We start from the raw sequence: 18,597 nt of genomic DNA on the forward strand, positions 1-18,597 counted from the left end.
CGGGGAGCTCGGCGGGGAAGCTCGCGGAGCCCGGTGCACGGGTCTCCCCGGGGCCGCCGGGCCGACGGCAAGGACTGCCGGGCGGCAACGCGCCCGTGCCGGGTGTCGGCTGCCGTCGGATCCTTCCGTCACCGCGCCGGCGTCGCAGGTTGGCTCGACTTGGCCGCCGGTTTGCTCGACATGTGCGTACAGCCCCTCTGCCACACGCTGTAAGCATGACGAACGATGCTCACGAGGAGTTCACCCCGACCCCCGTCGTCGTCCTCGCCGTCGTGCCGCACGATCCGCCGTTCCGTCTGGTGGAGATCAACGGCGAACTGGCCGGGACCGCCTACGACATGATCGATGTGGTCAAGCTGGCGCACCGGGCGGGGCTGGCCCATGTCGACCTCGACGACCCCGCCTACGTGAGGTGGGTGGGAGGAGGCAAGTACAAGTGGGTGCCCTGAGCAGGCCGGGGTGAGGGCCCGTGAGAAGCGGATTCCCACCCGTGCCGGACGGGGTGGCGCGCGTACTCTGGTCAAAGTTGAACAGGGAGGCGCGCGATGTCAGCGATCAGGCTTCTGGTCCTCGGGGCCGTGCGGCAGCACGGGCGGGCGCACGGCTATCAGGTCCGCAACGATCTCGAGTACTGGGGGGCGCACGAGTGGTCCAACGCCAAGCCCGGCTCGATCTATCACGCGCTGAAGCAGATGGCCAAGCAGGGCCTGCTCCACGCCCATGAGATCGCCCCGTCGACGGTCGGCGGCCCGCCGCGCACCGAGTACGAGATCACCGAGAAGGGCACCTCGGAGTTCTTCGCCCTCCTGCGAGAGGCGCTGGTCTCGCACGACCAGAAGGTGGACATGCTCTCCGCCGGGGTCGGCTTCATCGTGGATCTGGAGCGGCAGGAGGCGGTGGATCTGCTCAGGGCGCGGGTGCGCGGCCTGGAGGAATGGCGGACGTCGGTCACCGAGTACTACAGCCCCGAGGGGGGGCCCGAGCAACTCGGCCACATCGGCGAGATCATGAATATGTGGGTCCATTCGGCGGACGCCGGTGCTGCCTGGACGCGGGGCCTGATCGAGCGGATCGAGGGCGGGGCCTACACCTTCGCCGGCGAGGGCGAGCCGTTCGTGGGGGTCCTCGCGGAGGGGGAGGAGAACCCGTATGCGACAGGAACTCCCCATCCCGGGGACCAGGGTTAATCAAGTTTGACCACTTGCACTGCCGTGGCCTATCTTTCACTAGCTAGTCAAGTTTGACTAATCAGTGGGAGGGAGACGGATGACCGACGTGATCGTCGCCGAGGGCGTGCACAAGCGCTACGGCGCGAAGCAGGCGCTCGACGGCCTCGACCTGGCCGTCGCGAGGGGCACGGTGCACGCGGTACTCGGGCCGAACGGAGCGGGGAAGACCACTGCCGTACGGATCATGACGACGCTCCTCCGCCATGACTCGGGCGTCGTGCGGGTGGCGGGCCACGACGTACGGACCGGGGCCGCCGCGGTGCGGCGCCGCATCGGACTGCTGGGACAGCACGCGGCGGTGGACGAGGAGCTCGGCGGACGGCAGAACCTGGAGATGTTCGGGCGGCTCCATCATCTGGGCGCACGCCGGGCCGGAGCGAGGGCCGACGAGCTGCTGGAGCGGTTCGGGCTCGTGGACACCGGACGCAAGGCGGTCAGGCACTACAGCGGCGGTATGCGGCGCCGGCTCGACCTGGCCGCCTCGCTGATCACCGAGCCCGAGGTGCTCTTCCTGGACGAGCCGACCACCGGGCTGGACCCGCGCGGGCGGGCTGAGGTGTGGGGCGCCGTGCGCTCGCTGGTCGGCTGCGGCACGACCGTGCTGCTGACCACGCAGTACCTGGAGGAGGCCGACCAGCTCGCCGACCGGATCTCGGTCATCGACCAGGGGCGGGTGATCGCGGACGGCACGGCCGCCGAACTCAAGGCGAAGCTCGGCGGCGACCGGATCGACGTCGTCGTCCGGAAGGCGCCGGACCTGGCGCGCGCCGCGGCCGTGCTGCCCGGCGAGCCGGCCGTGGACGAGGACCGCCGGCTGCTCAGCGCACCGGTGACCGACCGCATGGCCGCCCTGACCGAGACCGTACGGGCGCTGGAGGCGGCCGGGATCGAGGCGGAGGACATCGCACTGCGCAGGCCCACGCTCGACGAGGTATTCCTGCACCTCACGAAGGAGGCGGTGTGAGTACGGGCGTGCACGCACATGTGCTGAGCGACTCATGGACCATGACCCGGCGTGAACTCGCCCACTGGGCAAGGCAGCCGGTGACGGTCGCCGTCGGACTCGTCTTCCCGGTGATGCTGCTGCTGATGTTCGGCTATCTGATCGGCGGCGGACGGGACGTCGAGGGCGAGTACATCGGCTATCTGGTGCCCGGCATGCTGGCGCTGACCATGGTCTTCGGACTCGAGGCGACGATGCTCGCCGTCACCCAGGACCTCAACAAGGGGGTGATCGACCGCTTCCGCGCGATGCCCATGGCGGACTCGGCGGTGCTGGTCGGCCGGAGCGCGGCCGACATGCTCCAGTCGGCGCTCGGCCTGGTCGTGATGATCGGGGTCGGGCATGCGGCCGGCTGGCGCTGGCACGGCGGGTTCGGGGCGCTCCTGGGGGCGGTCGGGCTCCTGCTCCTGCTGCGCTTCGCCATGCTGTGGCTCGGCATCGAGCTGGCCATGGTGGCGGGAAGGCCCGAACTGGTGCAGGCCGTGCAGATCCTGGTCTGGCCGGTCGGCTTCCTCTCCAACGCCTTCGCGGCACCGGAGTCGATGCCGCACTGGCTGGGCGCCGTGGTCGAGTGGAACCCTCTCTCGGCGACGGCCACGTCGGTACGGGAGTTGTCGGGCATCCCGTCGGGCGGTTCCTGGGCGGCCGAGCACGCTCAGCTGCTGGCCGTCGCCTGGCCGCTGGCGCTGCTCGCCCTGTTCTTCCCACTGGCGGTGCGCCGCTTCGCACGGCTGAGCCACTAGGGCCTCTTGTTCGGACCTTGCCGGGCTCGCGTGCCCGGGTACGCACGCTCGCCGCGTTGTCCGAACGAAGGACCCTGGGTGCGGTGACCGGACGGGTTCACCGCCTCGCGACGCGCCCTGCACGGCGCGTCGCTGCGCGGTCCCGGGCTCCTCAGTACTCCCTGGGAGCCACGCCCGGGAGGTACCCCCATCCGCCAGGGCTGTCTCCGGCCTCCGGCCGGTTGGGACACCCCTGGCTGAGCCAGGGGTGTCCCACCGCCTGGCGGTCCTTCCCCTCACCAGGCGGGGCCGGGGGAGACCTCGTGCACCGGACGCGTGGGTCCCCGGCACACCCGTCACCGCAGCGGGGGACGCGTTGCGGCCCCGGCCGGGCTCAGTGGTGGAAGCCGGTCACGGCCGCCTTGTCCTTGCTCTGCGGAGCGCTCTGGGCCCGCAGGTCCGGCATGACCCGGGTCAGGTCCTCCATCAGCAGGGCGGCCAGGTCCGCAGAGAAGCCGTTCCGGCAGACGAAACGCAGCACCGACAGGTCCTCGCGGTTGGGCGGGAAGGTGTACGCGGGCACCAGCCAGCCGTTCTCCCGCAGCCGTCGCGAGACGTCGAACACGTCGAAGTTCTTGACGTCCGGAGCGGTCGTGACGGCGAAGACCGGCAACTGGTCCCCCCGGGTGAGCAGTTGGAAATCGCCCAGCGCATCGATCTTCTTGGCGAGGTTGCACGCCACGTCCCGTGTCGTCTGCTGGACCGCCCGGTAGCCCTCGCGCCCGAGCCGAAGGAAGGTGTAGTACTGCGCCACCACCTGCGCTCCGGGCCGCGAGAAGTTGAGCGCGAACGTCGGCATGTCGCCGCCCAGGTAGTTGACCCGGAAGACCAGCTCCTCGGGCAGGTCCTCGGGCGAGCGCCACAGAGCCCACCCCACCCCCGGGTAGACCAGACCGTACTTGTGACCGGAGGTGTTGATGGACGACACCCTGGGCAGACGGAAGTCCCAGACCAGGTCCTCGTCCACGAAGGGGGCCACCATCGCCCCCGACGCCCCGTCCACATGCACCGGGATGTCCAGGCCCGTACGCTCCTCGAGGGCGTCCAGCGCCGCACAGACCTCGCCGACCGGCTCGTACGACCCGTCGAAGGTGGACCCCAGGATCGCGACCACACCGATGGTGTTCTCGTCGCACAGCCCGGCCGCGGCCTCCGGATCGAGGTGGAAGCGGTCCCCCTCCATCGGCACCAGCCGCGGCTCCACCTCCCAGAAGTTGCAGAACTTGTCCCAGCAGACCTGCACATTGACGCCCATGACGAGATTCGGCCGGGCGCCCGGGCCGGGATAGCGGTCCGCGTTCCGCTTCGCCCACCGTCGCTTCAGCGCCATCCCGGCGAGCATGCACGCCTCGCTCGACCCGGTCGTCGAGCAGCCCACCGTCGACGCCGGGTTCGGCGCGTGCCAGAGGTCGGCGAGCATCGCCACACACCGCCGTTCCAGCTCGGCCGTCCGCGGGTACTCGTCCTTGTCGATCATGTTCTTGTCGCGGCACTCCGCCATCAGCACCCCGGCCTCCGGCTCCATCCACGTCGTGACGAACGTGGCCAGGTTCAGCCGTGAGTTGCCGTCCAGCATGAGCTCGTCATGGACCAGCTGATAGGCCGTCGAGGGCGGCATCGGCCCGTCCGGGAGCTGGTGCTTGGGAGGTGCCGAGGTCATCGACCCGGTGGGGTCGGCCTCGCCGTAGAACGGATTGAGCGAGAGCCTGCGTCGCTCCTCGCTCTCCTCGGTTTGCGCGCCGCCTTTGTGCAGTGCCATGTCCGCTCGCCTTTCAGCGCAGTGATGTGCCGTCGTGGTGGAGTTGCATCTGGGGCCGCCCGGTCACCAGCAGCCAGCCCGGCAGCACGGCGATGCACAGCAGCGGGAACACATGGGGGTCGGCGGCGAGGATGGCCGCGGTGAACAGGCTCAGCCAGCCCTGCCTGGTGACCGCCAGCAGCACACCGAGTACCGCGGTGGCCACCCCGAGCGTCGGATGAACCTCGGGTACGAGTGCACTGACCCCCAGTCCGAGGGCGACCCCGATGAACACCGAGGGGAAGATCCGTCCGCCGCGGAAGCCGCATGCCGCCGCGACCGTGAGCGCCGCCAGCTTGACCACGGTCATCAGCGCGAACTGTTCGTACGACCAGCCCGTCGGGTCCGAGGCCAGCACTTTCATCTCGGTCAGGCCCTTGAAGAGCGTCAGCTCCCCGCCGAGCACCCCGAGCAGCCCGAGCACCAGCCCGCCCACGGTGACCATCAGGGCGGGATGCCGCAGTTTCCTGAAGGCGGCGTGGATGTGCGGAAAGGCGTACACCGCTGCCATCCCGACCAGCGCGCCGAGCGAGCACACCGCCATCGCCGCGGGCACATCGCCCCAGCGCGACCCCGACAGCCTGGGCAGGGAGAGGTCGAACGTCGGATGCGCGATCAGCACGGTGGTCAGCGAGCCGGCCCCGCCCGCGATGAGCGGGGCGAACAGTTTGTCCCACAGGGCGCCGGGCGCAGGCCGTGCCGCCATGCTCTCCGTGAGGATCAGGGCGGCCGCCACGGGCGTACCGAAGAGCGCGCCGATCGTGCCCGCGGCTGCGAGCGCCGCCCACAGATCCGCCCCCGTGTGCCGCATCGCCCTGGTGCCCAGCCAGCACGCGAGCGCGATGTTCGCGGCCGTGATGGGGTTCTCGGGGCCGAGGCTGACCCCGCCCGCCAGCCCGAGTGCCGCGGCGATCAGCAGTCCGGGCACCACCGGGGCAGGCATCGGCGGGTCGACGAGCCCGACGGTGGCCGGATCGGGGCCGGCGTGTCCGGGCACCTTCCACACCACGAGTCCGACGGCGACGCCCGTCGCCGTCAGCACGACGATGATCCAGAACGGCGAGTAGCGGCCGACGCCGAGCGCGTCCGGCAGGAGCGCCCACAGGACGTTCTTCAGCTGTTCCGATACCGCGGTCACGCCCAGCAGAAGCAGACTCGACCCGACGCCGACGACGAGCGCGGGAATGATCAGTGGGAGCAGTGCACGCGCCGGGGTCGGCGGGGCGGGGGCGGTCGTCGTCACGGGCTTCACCATAACGGCAGGAATGGTGCAAAAAGCCTTGAATCAAATGGCTTGAACCTCACGTGGCGTGAGGTCGCAGGCTGAGGTGCGTACCAGAAAGGAGCGGGAGGCGATGGGCTATTCCGTGGGACAGGTCGCCGGCTTCGCCGGAGTGACGGTGCGCACGCTGCACCACTACGACGGGATCGGGCTGCTCTCTCCGAGCGGCCGCAGCCACGCGGGCCACCGGCGCTACGACGACGCCGACCTCGACCGGCTGCAGCAGATCCTGTTCTACCGGGAGCTGGGCTTCCCGCTCGACCAGGTCGCGTCCCTGCTCGACGATCTGGCCGCCGGGAAAGCGGACCCGCAGGAACAACTGCGCCGTCAGCACGCACTGCTGACCGCCCGGATCGCCGAGCTGCAGAAGATGGCCAAGGCCGTCGAACACGCCATGGAGGCACGGAAGATGGGCATCAATCTGACACCCGAGGAGAAGTTCGAGGTCTTCGGCGACAACGACCCCGAGCAGTACGCCGACGAGGTCGAGCAGCGCTGGGGCGACACCGCGGCGTACGCCGAGTCACAGCGGCGCGTGGCGCGCTACACCAAGGCGGACTGGCAGCGGATGCAGACCGAGGCCGCGGATTGGGGCGCGCGCTACGCCGCGCTCATGTCGGAGGGCGAGCCGGCGACGGGCGAACGCGCGATGGACCTCGCCGAGGAGCACAGGCGGCACATCATCACCTGGTTCTACGAGTGCACCTACGAGATCCACCGCTGTCTGGCCGACATGTACGTCGCGGACCCGCGCTTCAAGGAGTTCTACGACTCCGCACGGCCCGGCCTCGCGGAACACCTGTGCGAGGCGATCCATGCGAACGCATCCCGGCACGCCGGGGACTGACGCCACCGGGCACGGGCCGGCTGCCGGGGCCGGCCCGGGCCGGACGCCGGTTCACCCCGTTGCGCCTCATGGCCGCGGTGCCAGGATCACCGCCGTGCCGTAGGCGCACACCTCCGTACCCACGTCGGCCGCCTCCGTGACGTCGAAGCGGAACATCAGCACCGCGTTCGCGCCCCGCGCCCGCGCCTGCTCCACCAGGCGTTCCATCGCCTGATTGCGGGTCTGCACCAGCGTCTTCGTCAGACCCTTCAGCTCGCCGCCGATCATCGACTTGAGCCCCGCTCCGATCTGGCTGCCCAGGTGCCGGGAGCGCACCGTCAGACCGAAGACCTCACCGATCACCTGTTGAACCTCATGGCCGGGTACGTCGTTCGTTGTGACGACCAGCACATCGGCGTGCGGGCCCTGCCCGCCGCCGTACTCATCGATGCCCATGGGGCACAGCTTGGTTGCGGTCCGTTCACCTCGCATCCGGAGAGGGCCGGGTGGAACCCGTCGCCGCTCGGATGCGTTGATAGCTTTGGGCAGCCGACACGCCGGCCGACACGCCGTACGCACGCCGACCGACCATCAACACCAACAGGAGCCCGGACCTCGTGAACACCCTTGCGCTCGGACCGAGCTGGCTGGACCCGGACTATCTGATCACCACGTTCGGCCTGATCGGCGTCCTCGTCATCGTCTTCGCCGAGTCCGGACTGCTGATCGGGTTCTTCCTGCCAGGTGACTCGCTGCTGTTCACGGCGGGTCTGCTGGTCGCCGCCGGAAAGATCGACATGCCGCTGTGGGTGGTGTGCACCCTCATCGTGCTCGCCGCGATCATCGGTGACCAGGTCGGCTATCTCTTCGGCCGCAAGGTCGGCCCGGCCCTGTTCAAGCGCCCCGACTCCAAGCTCTTCAAGCAGGAGAACGTGGAGAAGGCGCACGACTTCTTCGAGAAGTACGGACCGAAGTCCCTGGTCCTGGCCCGCTTCGTGCCCATCGTCCGTACGTTCACACCGATCATCGCCGGTGTGAGCCGGATGAACTACCGCTCGTTCATCACTTTCAACGTGATCGGCGGCGTGCTCTGGGGCGCGGGCGTCACCTTGCTCGGGGCCGCTCTCGGCGGTGTCGACTTCGTCCACACGCACATCGAGGCCATCCTGATCGCCATCGTGCTGATGTCCGTGGTCCCGATCGCGATCGAGTTCCTGCGGGCCCGCTCCAAGGGCAAGAAGGAAGCGGCGGCCGCCGGCCCCACGGCCGTTGACAGGGCCGCCCAGCAGCCGCCTCAGCCGAACTCGCGCGGCCGTCACGCGAAGCGCTGACAGGGCTCCCGCAGGCCGGACGGCCGGGAAGCGGCCGGATCGGGGATGCCGGCCGGCGGAGCGGCCGTCCGCCGGAGCCCGTCCGGAGTCCCGACGGAGTCAGAAGCCACGCGTCCGCTTGGCCGCGCGCCGCCTCCCTGCCGCCGCAGGGCTGCGCAGGAACAGGCGGGCGATCTCACCGCCGAGGTTCACCCCGATCGCAATGGCCAGCGCCAGCGCCGCTGCCCTCGCCAGCGAGGCGAAGCCGAGGTCCATGTCGTTCTGTGCGATGTGGAGCACCCCGAAGTACGTGGCGGATCCGGGCAGCAGCGGTCCGATCGCCGCCGTGACGTACGGCAGCGACGAGGTGTGCTGATAGCGGGCCAACAACTGCCCGAAAAGACCCACCAGACCCGCGGCCACGGCAGTCGCCATCACCGACGACCCGCCCGCCGTCACGGCGATGGCCGCGTAGATCACCCAGGCGACCCCGCCGTTGACGGCCACGACCAGTACGGTGGAACGGTCCTGCTGGAGCATGACTGCGAAGGTCAGGCACAGCACCATCGACGCCAGGATCTGCACCACGGGCCGCTCGACCGGGCCCAGGGACCCCTCCGGACTGAGGTTCGCCTCGAACTGCACGCCCACGTACAGCACCGTGAGCACGCCGACCACGATCGCCACGAAGAAGTAGGCGACCTCGAGCAGCCGGGCCGATGCCGTGATGTAGAAGCCGGTCAGCCCGTCCTGCACGGCCGCCACCAGCGCCCGCCCAGGGATCAGCGCGAACAGCCCACCCGTGATGACGGCGGACGGCTTCAGATCCGCGTGGAGGGCGCTCAGCGCAACTCCGATCCCGGCAGGAGGCATCGCCGCCACCACGAACTGGTAGAACTCCGGCAGCCCGCGCCCCGCGCACAGCCACGCCAGCCGGTCGCCGAGCATCGCTCCGACGGCCGCCGCCAGGAACACCAGCACCCCGCCGCCCACCAGCACGGACGCCGCCCCTGCCAGCACACCGGCAGCCGCCGTGAGCACCCATCCGGGGTACGGGTGCCGGTTGCGGCGGATCTCCGCCAGCCGCCGGTAGGCCTCGTCCAGCCTGATGTCGTGGTCCTCGGCGCTGATGTCGGCGACCAGCTGGTAGACGGCTGTCAGCCGCGTGTAGTCGGTGCCGCGGCGGCGCACGGTCCGGTTCGCGGTCACCGGATCGTCGACCAGCGACGGCTGGTACGTGATGGACAGCAGGGTGAAGGTCACGGTCGGCTCGCAGTGGTCGAGCCCGTACGCACTCGTGACGGCGAGCATGGCCGCCTCGACGTCCTCCGCGCCCTCACCGCCCGCGAGCAGCAGCTCGCCGATACGCAGCGTCAGGTCGAGCACGCGCGGCACGGCCGGCCCCGTCTCGTCGTGCCGCTGCACCGGCTCCGGCGCCGGCCGCTCGCTCACCGGAATGCGCAGCATCGTGCGCATCCGGTCCTGCCACGGCGCGTCCTTGGGCAGCTGGATCACCGGGATGCCGTGGGCCGGAGTGAAGACCGGCAGGGACTGCTTGGCGCGGTACGTCGACGGCGGGGCGAACGCGGACCCCTCCGGCTCCGCCGCCGGTTCCGTGGCCAGGCCCGCGGGAACGGCGAACTCGGAGGACGGATGGTCCTCTTCGGGGGGCCCGGGCTGTCCCACCCCCTCGGGCGGGGCGAACGCGCTGCGTGCCTCGTCCGACTGCGGCTTCCGGTCCTCCAGGGGACCTTCCGGCTCCGCCACCACCGCTCTCCCGACTCCTCCCCGTTCCAGGAATCCGATCTCCCCTGCCACGGACGGAGCTACCCCCGCCCGGGCGCTTCAGTCGCTGCGACTCACCCGCCCGGCCCACGTGCGGCCAGTATGCGACGGGCGGTGCACCCCTGTGTGGGGTGCACCGCCCGGTCCGCCTGCGGCGTACGCGTCAGTGCGCGCCGCCCTGTGCCTCGAGGCGCTTGTAGGAGGCCTCGATCTCGGCCTCGGCCTCGGTGCGGCCGACCCAGTTCGCGCCCTCGACGCTCTTGCCCGGCTCCAGGTCCTTGTAGACCTCGAAGAAGTGCTGGATCTCCAGGCGGTCGAACTCGGAGACGTGGTGGATGTCCCGCAGGTGCTCCACGCGCGGGTCGGAGGCAGGGACGCACAGCAGCTTGTCGTCGCCGCCGGCCTCGTCGGTCATACGGAACATGCCGATGGCACGGCACTTGATCAGACAACCGGGGAAGGTCGGCTCGTCCAGGATGACCAGGGCATCCAGCGGGTCGCCGTCCTCGCCGAGGGTGTTCTCGACGAAGCCGTAGTCGGCGGGGTAGCTGGTCGAGGTGAAGAGACGACGGTCCAGGCGGATCCGGCCGGTCTCGTGGTCCACCTCGTACTTGTTCCGCGACCCCTTCGGGATCTCGATGGTGACGTCGAACTCCACGGGTGGCACTCCTCCATGATCAACACATATGTCGGTGGCTGCGACTCCCCGGAGCGGACCGCCCCGGGCTCCGGCCGGGTGGGCCCGGTGCTGGCCGGGGTGCCATGCTCGCGGCAAGGCGCAGTGATTAAGTGTCCCCTACGCAGGTGTGTGATCGCGAAAGGGGCTGGTCCAGGGTGCCCGACCGCCGAAACCGGCAGCTCACGACAGGCGCGACCTGGCAGTTCACGGCAGGCGCGGCCGTGGTCGGCCTCGCCTTCGCGGCCGGGGCGGTGACCGCGGCCGGTCCCTGGGACTCAGGTCAGCGTAAGGCCGAGCAGGACAGGGCCGCTGCGCTGTCCCGAACAGGTGGCGTACATCACCGGACGCCGGTGCGCACGTCACCTCCGGGGCCCGCACCCGCCCCCAGTGCTCCCGGGGTCCTCGCTGCCCCCGCCGCCCCCGCGGCCCCGCCCGCTCCCGTCGCCCAGGCACTCGCGCCCTTTCTGGACGACCCCGGGCTCGGCTCGGTGCTCACCGCGTGCGTCGTCGACGTCGCGACCGGCAAGCAGCTGTACGGGAAGGCCGCAGGGACCCCCATGACCCCGGCGTCCACCGTCAAGATCGCCACGGCCGTCGCGGTGCTCTCGGCGACGGGGCCCATCCACCGCATCCCCACCACGGTCGTCGCGGCCCCGGACTTCAAACGGGTCACCCTGGTCGGTGGCGGTGACCCCACCCTCGACAAGGCCCGACTGCGAGCGCTGGCCGACGGCACCGCGCGTGCCCTGCGTGAGCGGGGCGTCAGCACGATCCGGCTGTCGTACGACACCTCCCTGTACAAGGGCCCCGTCCGGCACCCCATCGGCCCCAACGAGAACATCGCGCCCGTCGTCCCCCTGATGCTCAACGAGGGCCGGCTGGACGATTCCAGCAGCGGCCCCGCCCCACGCGGCACGGACCCCGCGCACGACGCCGCGGCCGCCTTCGTGGGGCTCCTCGGTGAACGCGGCATCAACACCGAGGCGGGGCCGGACCGCGCCAGGCCCCCCGCCAAGGCCGTCCCCCTCGCCAGGACCTTCTCGGCGCCCATGTCCGCCCTGGTCGAACGGATGCTGACCAACAGCGACAACGACCTCGCCGAGGCCCTGGCCCGCCGGACCGCGGTCGTGGGAGGACATCCGGCGAGCTTCGACGGCGCCCGGGCCGCCGTCACCGAACGGCTCAAGCGGCTGAAGCTCCCCGTGGGCAAGGCCCGTTTCGCCGACGGCAGCGGGCTGAACCGCGCGGACAAGGTCTCCGCCGGCCTGCTCACGGCGCTGCTCGCCCGGGCCGCCGACCCTTCCCGCCCCGAACTCCGCCCGGTCCTCACCGGGCTGCCGGTGGCGGGCTTCACCGGCACGCTCAGCGAACGCTCGGAGGCCCGTACCGCAGGCCTTGTGCGTGCCAAGACCGGGAGCCTCACCGGGGTGGACGCGCTGGCGGGCACGGCCATCTCGCCCGACGGGCGGCTGCTGGCGTTCGCGTTCATGGCAGGCGACACCCCGTCCTACGGCGCGGGCCGCCCGGCGCTGGACCGGATGGCCTCCGCACTCGTCCCGTAGCGCCCGACCGGCACGGCGTCGTACGCGGCCGGCGGGCCGGTCGGGCCGGTCGGGCCGTGGTCCGGGGGGTGTGTGTCCGTCCGACCGACCGGGTGCCGGGGTGGCGTGCGGCGCCCGGATCGGCTGCGGATCCGTGCCGTGGGGCGACGGGTGGCCGTCGAGGGTGCGGGCGGCCCGCGGGCCGGCAGCGGGTTCCGCCGTCGGGGCCCGTCGCGGTCCGGGCGTCACCGGGGGTGCGGCAGCGCTCCGGTCCCCGCGCAGCGGACGGTCGGCACCGTGGCGCCGGGGTCGTGCGGTGCACCGGTCGGTCTGCGGGCGCAGTACCGGCCGTAGGCCATGGCGTCCAACCCGCTGGCACAGCGGCGCCGACAACGTACGGTTGACGCATGACGAGCATCGGTGGTGCCGAGATGGTCGACTGGAACCTCGCGGTCGCGACCGCGACCCGCCTGGTACGGCCTGGCCCCGACGTCAGCCGGGACGAGGCGCGTGCCGTCGTCGCCGAGCTGCGCCGGCATGCCAGCGCGTCCGAGGAACACGTCCGGGACTTCACCAGGATGATCCCGGACGGCCATCAGCCGGAGGACACCCCGGTTCTTGTCGTCGACCGGGCCGGATGGGTGAAGGCCAACGTCGCCGGCTTCCGTGAGCTGCTGAAACCCCTGCTGGACAAGATGCAGGAGCGTCGCGCGGGGACTCCCGGCGGAGCCGTGCTCGGCGCCGTCGGCGGCAAGGTGACCGGCGTCGAACTGGGGATGCTGCTCTCGTTCCTCGCCTCCCGTGTGCTCGGCCAGTACGAGACCTTCGCCCCGCCCACCCGCGAGCTGCCGGGCGCCCCGGGCAGCGGGGGCCGGCTTCTTCTGGTCGCCCCGAACATCGTCCATGTCGAGCGCGAACTGGACGTCGCCCCGCACGACTTCCGGCTCTGGGTCTGCCTCCACGAGGAGACGCACCGCACCCAGTTCACCGCCGTGCCGTGGCTGCGCGACCATCTGGAGGGCGAGATCCAGTCATTCCTCGCCGAGACCGACGTCGACCCGATGACCGTGCTGGAGAGGCTGCGTGAGGCCGCCCAGTCGCTCGCCGGCGGCCGCCCGGAGGGCGAGGAGGACGAGGGCCGTTCCCTCGTGGAGATCGTCCAGACCCCGGAGCAGCGGGAGATCCTCGGACGTCTGACCGCCGTGATGTCCCTCCTCGAAGGCCATGCGGACTTCGTGATGGACGGCGTGGGGCCGCAGGTCGTGCCGTCCGTCGGCGAGATCCGGGAGAAGTTCCAGCAGCGCCGTGCCCGTGGCGCCTCACGGCTCGACATCGCGCTGCGCAAACTGCTCGGACTCGACGCGAAGCTCCGTCAGTACCGTGACGGAGAGCGGTTCGTCCGGGCCGTGGTCGAGGAGGTGGGGATGGACGGTTTCAACCGGGTCTGGACCTCGCCCAACACCCTGCCCACCAAGGCGGAGATCGCCAAACCGGCGGACTGGGTCGCGAGGGTGCACCGTAGGGCAGACTGAGGAGCGTCATGCGGCCGACGGCAGAAGGACGCCCTCTCAATCACTCGTCCGAGGGACCGTAGGCAATGGGTAGGCGTGCAATGCTCGGGGAACGGCCCGGTTCTGTCACCATCGACGCACTCTGAGTGACCGAACCTCCCGTTCCGACTCTCCGATCGAGGCACCCCCCAACATCACGAAGGGCACCGGACATGGGTCCCCATCCTGCGGTCGCGGCGATACGCCTGGCGGTCCGCCGCGTACTCCACGACGTACTCAACGAACTGAGCGAACTCCCGCGCACCGCCGCCGTCGGCAGGGCCGGGCGGCTCGCGACGGCCGAGCCGCCCCTCGTCCTTGTCGCATGCTCCGGCGGGGCCGACTCGATGGCGCTCGCCTCCGCCCTCGCCTTCGAGGCGCCGAAGCTGTCCGTGCGCGCCGGCGGGATCACCGTCGACCACGGCCTCCAGTCCGGCTCCGGCCTCCGCGCCGCCGAGGTCGCCGCCCGCCTCACCGCCATGAACCTCGACCCGGTCGAGGCCGTGGCCGTCACCGTCGGCCGCGAAGGCGGGCCGGAAGCCGCTGCCCGCGACGCCCGGTACGCAGCCCTGGACGAGGCCGCGGAGCGCCTCGGCGCTGCTGCCGTGCTCCTCGGCCACACCCGCGACGACCAGGCAGAGACGGTCCTGCTCGGTCTCGCCCGCGGCTCCGGCATCCGCTCGCTCTCCGGCATGGCGGCCGTGTCCCCCTCCGGCCGCTACCGCCGCCCCTTCCTCAAGCTCGACCGGCAGACCGCCCGCAAGGCGTGCCTCGTGCAGCAGCTGCCCGTCTGGGACGACCCGATGAACGCCGATCCCGCCTACACCCGCTCCCGGCTGCGCCACGAGGGTCTGCCCGCCCTCGAGAAGGCACTCGGCAAGGGCGTCGTCGAGGCCCTGGCCCGTACCGCGCAGCTGTCCCGGGACGACGCCGACGCGCTGGATGCCTGGGCCGCCGACGTGGACCCGTCCGTGCGGGACGAAGCCGGACTGCTCGAATGCGCGAAGCTGTACGGACTGCCGCCCGCGGTGCGCCGCCGGGTGCTCCGCCGGGCCCTTGTCGCAGCCGGTTCACCTGCCGGTTCTCTGTTCGCTCGGCATGTCGAAGAGGTCGAGCGGCTGATCACCGGATGGCGTGGGCAGGGGGCCATCAACCTGCCGGGCCGCGTCGAGGTCCGTCGGCAGGGTGGCAGACTGGTTATTCGGCAAGGCTGAGCCGGCAGCGGGCGGGCGGGCCGACACGCCCTCGGCGATGCGCCGAAACGGCAAGGGCAGCGACAGAAAGCGACGCGGGTGAACGAGAAGGACATGGGCGCCGATCTCAAATCGGTCCTCATTACCAAGGAAGAGATCGACGCGAAGCTGGCCGAGCTGGCCGCGAAGATCGATGCGGAGTACGCGGGCAAGGACCTGCTCATCGTCGGAGTCCTCAAGGGCGCCGTGATGGTCATGGCGGACCTGGCGCGTGCGCTGTCCACCCCCGTCACGATGGACTGGATGGCCGTTTCCTCGTACGGCGCGGGCACCCAGTCCTCCGGTGTGGTCCGTATCCTCAAGGACCTGGACACCGACATCAAGGGCAAGCACGTCCTGATCGTCGAGGACATCATCGACTCCGGACTGACCCTGTCCTGGCTGCTGTCGAACCTGGGCTCGCGCGAGCCGGCCTCGCTCGAGGTCTGCACGCTGCTGCGGAAGCCGGACGCGGCCAAGGTCGCCATCGAAGTGAAATGGATCGGCTTCGACATCCCGAACGAGTTCGTCGTCGGGTACGGCCTGGACTACGCCGAGAAGTACCGCAACCTCCCGTTCGTGGGCACCCTCGCTCCGCACGTCTACGGCGGCTGACGACGACGCCGGAGCACGGGAACCCGTACCGCCTTCCCACCGTTGGAGCATGGGAAGGCGGTCACGGGTGACAATGCTGGGGTACCGTCCGAAGAACAGTCTTTTCAGTTGAGTCTCATAGCAGCATTTACCTACGGGCAGGAGGGACGGAGCGACACCGCTCCGTATGGATGGACGTGAAGCGATACTTCCGTGGGCCGGTCATGTGGATCGTGCTGGCCGTCCTCGCCGTGGTCGTGCTGATGCAGGTCGTCGGCTCGTCGGGCGGCTACAAGACGGTGGACACCGCCAAGGTTGTCCAGGCCATCAACAAGAACCAGGTCGAGCAAGCCAAGCTGACCACCGGCGATGAGCAGATCATCAAGATCGAGCTGAAGAAGGACCAGAAGGTCGACGACAGCGACAAGGTCCAGGCGAGCTACATCGGCGACCAGGGCGTCGCGCTGGCCCAGACCTTGCAGCAGAAGTACGACGCCGGTGAGATCCCGAAGGGGTACACGGTCTCGCCCGAGCGGCAGAGCCCGTTCCTCTCGGTGCTCCTCTCGCTGCTGCCCTTCGTGCTGATCGTGGTCGTCTTCCTGTTCCTGATGAATCAGATGCAGGGCGGCGGCTCCCGGGTCATGAACTTCGGGAAGTCCAAGGCCAAGCTCATCACCAAGGACACGCCGAAGACGACCTTCGCCGATGTGGCCGGGTCCGACGAGGCCGTCGAGGAGCTCCACGAGATCAAGGAGTTCCTGCAGGAGCCGGCGAAGTTCCAGGCCGTCGGCGCCAAGATCCCCAAGGGTGTGCTGCTGTACGGCCCGCCCGGTACAGGAAAGACGCTGCTTGCACGCGCCGTCGCGGGCGAGGCCGGTGTCCCGTTCTACTCGATCTCCGGCTCCGACTTCGTCGAGATGTTCGTCGGCGTCGGTGCCTCGCGGGTCCGCGATCTCTTCGAGCAGGCCAAGGCGAACGCCCCGGCGATCGTCTTCGTCGACGAGATCGACGCCGTCGGCCGGCACCGCGGCGCGGGTCTCGGCGGCGGCCACGACGAGCGCGAGCAGACCCTGAACCAGCTCCTCGTCGAGATGGACGGATTCGACGTGAAGGGCGGCGTCATCCTGATCGCCGCCACGAACCGGCCGGACATCCTCGACCCCGCGCTGCTGCGCCCGGGCCGCTTCGACCGGCAGATCGCCGTCGACCGCCCGGACATGCAGGGCCGTCTGGAGATCCTCAAGGTCCATCAGAAGGGCAAGCCTGTCGCCCCGGACGTCGACCTCTCCGCCGTCTCCCGCCGTACGCCCGGCTTCACCGGTGCCGATCTGTCGAACGTCCTGAACGAGGCCGCGCTGCTCACGGCCCGCAGCGACAGGAAGCTGATCGACAACCAGATGCTGGACGAGGCGATCGACCGTGTCGTGGCGGGCCCGCAGAAGCGGACCCGGATCATGTCCGACAAGGAGAAGAAGATCACCGCGTACCACGAGGGCGGTCACGCCCTCGTCGCGGCGGCCTCGCCGAACTCGGACCCGGTCCACAAGATCACGATTCTGTCCCGCGGCCGGGCCCTGGGTTACACGATGGTGCTCCCGGAAGAGGACAAGTACTCGACCACGCGCAACGAAATGCTCGACCAGCTGGCGTACATGCTGGGTGGCCGTGCGGCCGAGGAGCTCGTCTTCCACGACCCCACCACGGGTGCGGCGAACGACATCGAGAAGGCCACGACCACGGCACGGGCCATGGTCACGCAGTACGGCATGACCGAGCGGCTCGGCGCGATCAAGTTCGGCGGCGACAACACGGAGCCGTTCCTCGGCCGTGAGATGGCGCACCAGCGCGACTACTCGGAAGAGGTCGCTGCGCTGGTCGACGAAGAGGTCAAGAAGCTCATCGAGACTGCGCACAACGAGGCCTGGGAGATCCTCGTCGAGAACCGCGACGTCCTCGACAACCTGGTCCTCGCGCTGCTGGAGAAGGAGACCCTCGGCAAGGAGGAGATCGCCGAGATCTTCGCGCCGATCGTGAAGCGCCCGGCCCGCCCGGCGTGGACCGGCTCCTCGCGGCGTACGCCGTCGACACGTCCGCCGGTGCTCTCCCCGAAGGAGCTGGCACTGACGAACGGTGCGGCAAACGGTGCCGGATCTTCGAGCAGCACGGTGACGGATGTCACCAAGTCGACAGCCGACCCGGTGGCCGAGGAGCGCCCGGAGGCCTGACCAGGAAGTTTTCGGGTCTACTGATCCGAAACCCGGAATGAACGCCGCACCTCCCAGGTTCTAGCCTGGGAGGTGCGGCCGTTTTCTGCGCCGCGGCGGATCACAGGAACGAGGCACACATATGACCGACCCGGTGACGCTGGACGGCGAGGGGAAGATCGGCGAGTTCGACGAGAAGCGCGCCGAGAACGCCGTGCGTGAACTGCTCATCGCGGTCGGCGAGGACCCGGACCGTGAGGGACTGCGGGAGACGCCTGCGCGCGTGGCCAGGGCGTACAAGGAGATATTCGCCGGGCTGTGGCAGCAGCCGGAGGACGTGCTGACGACCACTTTCGACCTGGGCCATGACGAGATGATCCTGGTGAAGGACATCGAGGTGGTCAGCTGCTGCGAGCACCATCTGGTGCCGTTCCGCGGTGTCGCCCATGTCGGCTACATCCCGTCGACCACCGGCAAGATCACCGGCCTGTCCAAGCTGGCCCGCCTCGTGGACGTCTTCGGCCGCCGCCCGCAGGTGCAGGAGCGGCTGACCACGCAGATCGCGGACTCGCTGATGAAGATCCTGGAGCCGCGCGGTGTGATCGTCGTGATCGAGTGCGAGCACATGTGCATGTCGATGCGGGGCATCCGCAAACCCGGCGCGAAGACGATCACGTCGGCGGTGCGGGGCCAGCTGAGGGATGTCGCCACGCGCAATGAGGCGATGAGCCTGATCATGGCTCGCTGACCGGCGCACGGGCCTCAACGCCGGGGCAGAGCGT

General features: G+C 70.1%; 17 protein-coding genes. 12 read left to right on the top strand and 5 right to left on the bottom strand.

Annotation, left to right across the window (positions count from 1 at the left end):
- The first annotated feature begins 215 nt into the window (after positions 1-215).
- From AC068D_RS32700 to AC068D_RS32715, 4 genes are all read left to right on the top strand, one after another.
- Positions 216-449: a hypothetical protein gene (locus tag AC068D_RS32700; protein ID WP_478826750.1), complete on the top strand. Its 234-nt coding sequence runs from the start codon at positions 216-218 to the stop codon at positions 447-449.
- Between the two features lie 96 nt (positions 450-545).
- The gene (locus AC068D_RS32705; RefSeq protein WP_478826751.1) at positions 546-1,187 is read left to right on the top strand and encodes a PadR family transcriptional regulator; all 642 of its coding nucleotides are present in this window, start codon (positions 546-548) and stop codon (positions 1,185-1,187) included.
- A gap of 79 nt (positions 1,188-1,266) precedes the next feature.
- Positions 1,267-2,193 carry an ATP-binding cassette domain-containing protein gene (locus AC068D_RS32710; protein WP_478826752.1) on the top strand — a complete coding sequence of 309 codons (927 nt, stop codon included), beginning with the start codon at positions 1,267-1,269 and terminating at the stop codon, positions 2,191-2,193.
- Positions 2,194-2,234: 41 nt separating this feature from the next.
- Positions 2,235-2,975 (top strand): ABC transporter permease, encoded by a 741-nt coding sequence (locus AC068D_RS32715; RefSeq protein WP_478826831.1) that lies wholly within the window; start codon positions 2,235-2,237, stop codon positions 2,973-2,975.
- Positions 2,976-3,348: 373 nt separating this feature from the next.
- On the opposite strand, the gene gad is transcribed toward AC068D_RS32715, so the two are convergent.
- Complete coding sequence (gene gad / locus AC068D_RS32720) at positions 3,349-4,773, bottom strand: glutamate decarboxylase (RefSeq protein WP_478826753.1); 1,425 nt, start codon at positions 4,771-4,773, stop codon at positions 3,349-3,351.
- A gap of 13 nt (positions 4,774-4,786) precedes the next feature.
- On the bottom strand, positions 4,787-6,067 hold the full coding sequence (locus AC068D_RS32725) for an ion channel protein (RefSeq protein WP_478826754.1): 1,281 nt from the start codon (positions 6,065-6,067) through the stop codon (positions 4,787-4,789).
- 100 nt (positions 6,068-6,167) lie between these two features.
- On the opposite strand from AC068D_RS32725, the gene AC068D_RS32730 reads away from it, so the two are divergent.
- Positions 6,168-6,941 (top strand): MerR family transcriptional regulator, encoded by a 774-nt coding sequence (locus AC068D_RS32730; RefSeq protein ID WP_478826755.1) that lies wholly within the window; start codon positions 6,168-6,170, stop codon positions 6,939-6,941.
- A gap of 66 nt (positions 6,942-7,007) precedes the next feature.
- On the opposite strand, the gene AC068D_RS32735 is transcribed toward AC068D_RS32730, so the two are convergent.
- Positions 7,008-7,376: a YbjQ family protein gene (locus AC068D_RS32735; RefSeq protein ID WP_478826756.1), complete on the bottom strand. Its 369-nt coding sequence runs from the start codon at positions 7,374-7,376 to the stop codon at positions 7,008-7,010.
- Between the two features lie 161 nt (positions 7,377-7,537).
- On the opposite strand from AC068D_RS32735, the gene AC068D_RS32740 reads away from it, so the two are divergent.
- Positions 7,538-8,251: a DedA family protein gene (locus tag AC068D_RS32740; RefSeq protein ID WP_478826757.1), complete on the top strand. Its 714-nt coding sequence runs from the start codon at positions 7,538-7,540 to the stop codon at positions 8,249-8,251.
- 99 nt (positions 8,252-8,350) lie between these two features.
- On the opposite strand, the gene AC068D_RS32745 is transcribed toward AC068D_RS32740, so the two are convergent.
- A complete protein-coding gene (locus tag AC068D_RS32745) occupies positions 8,351-10,000 on the bottom strand; it encodes a threonine/serine exporter family protein (RefSeq protein ID WP_478826832.1) in 1,650 nt (549 codons plus the stop codon).
- Positions 10,001-10,178: 178 nt separating this feature from the next.
- Complete coding sequence (locus AC068D_RS32750) at positions 10,179-10,673, bottom strand: inorganic diphosphatase (protein ID WP_108151010.1); 495 nt, start codon at positions 10,671-10,673, stop codon at positions 10,179-10,181.
- 176 nt (positions 10,674-10,849) lie between these two features.
- Between AC068D_RS32750 and dacB the strand changes: the two genes are divergently transcribed.
- The 6 genes from dacB (at position 10,850) to folE (ending at position 18,563) form a co-directional block, all read left to right on the top strand.
- Complete coding sequence (gene dacB / locus AC068D_RS32755) at positions 10,850-12,256, top strand: D-alanyl-D-alanine carboxypeptidase/D-alanyl-D-alanine endopeptidase (protein WP_478826758.1); 1,407 nt, start codon at positions 10,850-10,852, stop codon at positions 12,254-12,256.
- Positions 12,257-12,642: 386 nt separating this feature from the next.
- Complete coding sequence (locus AC068D_RS32760) at positions 12,643-13,767, top strand: zinc-dependent metalloprotease (RefSeq protein ID WP_478826759.1); 1,125 nt, start codon at positions 12,643-12,645, stop codon at positions 13,765-13,767.
- Positions 13,768-13,958: 191 nt separating this feature from the next.
- Positions 13,959-14,999 carry a tRNA lysidine(34) synthetase TilS gene (gene tilS / locus AC068D_RS32765; protein ID WP_478826760.1) on the top strand — a complete coding sequence of 347 codons (1,041 nt, stop codon included), beginning with the start codon at positions 13,959-13,961 and terminating at the stop codon, positions 14,997-14,999.
- Between the two features lie 93 nt (positions 15,000-15,092).
- On the top strand, positions 15,093-15,632 hold the full coding sequence (gene hpt / locus AC068D_RS32770; protein ID WP_478826833.1) for a hypoxanthine phosphoribosyltransferase: 540 nt from the start codon (positions 15,093-15,095) through the stop codon (positions 15,630-15,632).
- Positions 15,633-15,802: 170 nt separating this feature from the next.
- Positions 15,803-17,836, top strand: a complete 2,034-nt coding sequence (gene ftsH / locus AC068D_RS32775) for an ATP-dependent zinc metalloprotease FtsH (protein ID WP_478826761.1) — start codon at positions 15,803-15,805, stop codon at positions 17,834-17,836.
- 121 nt (positions 17,837-17,957) lie between these two features.
- Complete coding sequence (gene folE / locus AC068D_RS32780; protein WP_478826762.1) at positions 17,958-18,563, top strand: GTP cyclohydrolase I FolE; 606 nt, start codon at positions 17,958-17,960, stop codon at positions 18,561-18,563.
- Positions 18,564-18,597: the final 34 nt, after the last annotated feature.

The sequence above is a fragment of the Streptomyces sp. NPDC043861 genome (assembly GCF_056435905.1).

Excerpts from the sequence above, each read along its gene's own strand:
- AC068D_RS32700 (WP_478826750.1), top strand. The coding sequence starts at position 216 with ATGACGAACGATGCTCACGAGGAGTTCACCCCGACCCCCGTCGTCGTC.
- AC068D_RS32705 (WP_478826751.1), top strand. The coding sequence starts at position 546 with ATGTCAGCGATCAGGCTTCTGGTCCTCGGGGCCGTGCGGCAGCACGGG.
- AC068D_RS32710 (WP_478826752.1), top strand. The coding sequence starts at position 1,267 with ATGACCGACGTGATCGTCGCCGAGGGCGTGCACAAGCGCTACGGCGCG.
- AC068D_RS32715 (WP_478826831.1), top strand. The coding sequence starts at position 2,235 with ATGACCCGGCGTGAACTCGCCCACTGGGCAAGGCAGCCGGTGACGGTC.
- gad (WP_478826753.1), bottom strand. The coding sequence starts at position 4,773 with ATGGCACTGCACAAAGGCGGCGCGCAAACCGAGGAGAGCGAGGAGCGA.
- AC068D_RS32725 (WP_478826754.1), bottom strand. The coding sequence starts at position 6,067 with ATGGTGAAGCCCGTGACGACGACCGCCCCCGCCCCGCCGACCCCGGCG.
- AC068D_RS32730 (WP_478826755.1), top strand. The coding sequence starts at position 6,168 with ATGGGCTATTCCGTGGGACAGGTCGCCGGCTTCGCCGGAGTGACGGTG.
- AC068D_RS32735 (WP_478826756.1), bottom strand. The coding sequence starts at position 7,376 with ATGGGCATCGATGAGTACGGCGGCGGGCAGGGCCCGCACGCCGATGTG.
- AC068D_RS32760 (WP_478826759.1), top strand. The coding sequence starts at position 12,643 with ATGACGAGCATCGGTGGTGCCGAGATGGTCGACTGGAACCTCGCGGTC.
- tilS (WP_478826760.1), top strand. The coding sequence starts at position 13,959 with ATGGGTCCCCATCCTGCGGTCGCGGCGATACGCCTGGCGGTCCGCCGC.
- hpt (WP_478826833.1), top strand. The coding sequence starts at position 15,093 with ATGGGCGCCGATCTCAAATCGGTCCTCATTACCAAGGAAGAGATCGAC.
- ftsH (WP_478826761.1), top strand. The coding sequence starts at position 15,803 with ATGGACGTGAAGCGATACTTCCGTGGGCCGGTCATGTGGATCGTGCTG.
- folE (WP_478826762.1), top strand. The coding sequence starts at position 17,958 with ATGACCGACCCGGTGACGCTGGACGGCGAGGGGAAGATCGGCGAGTTC.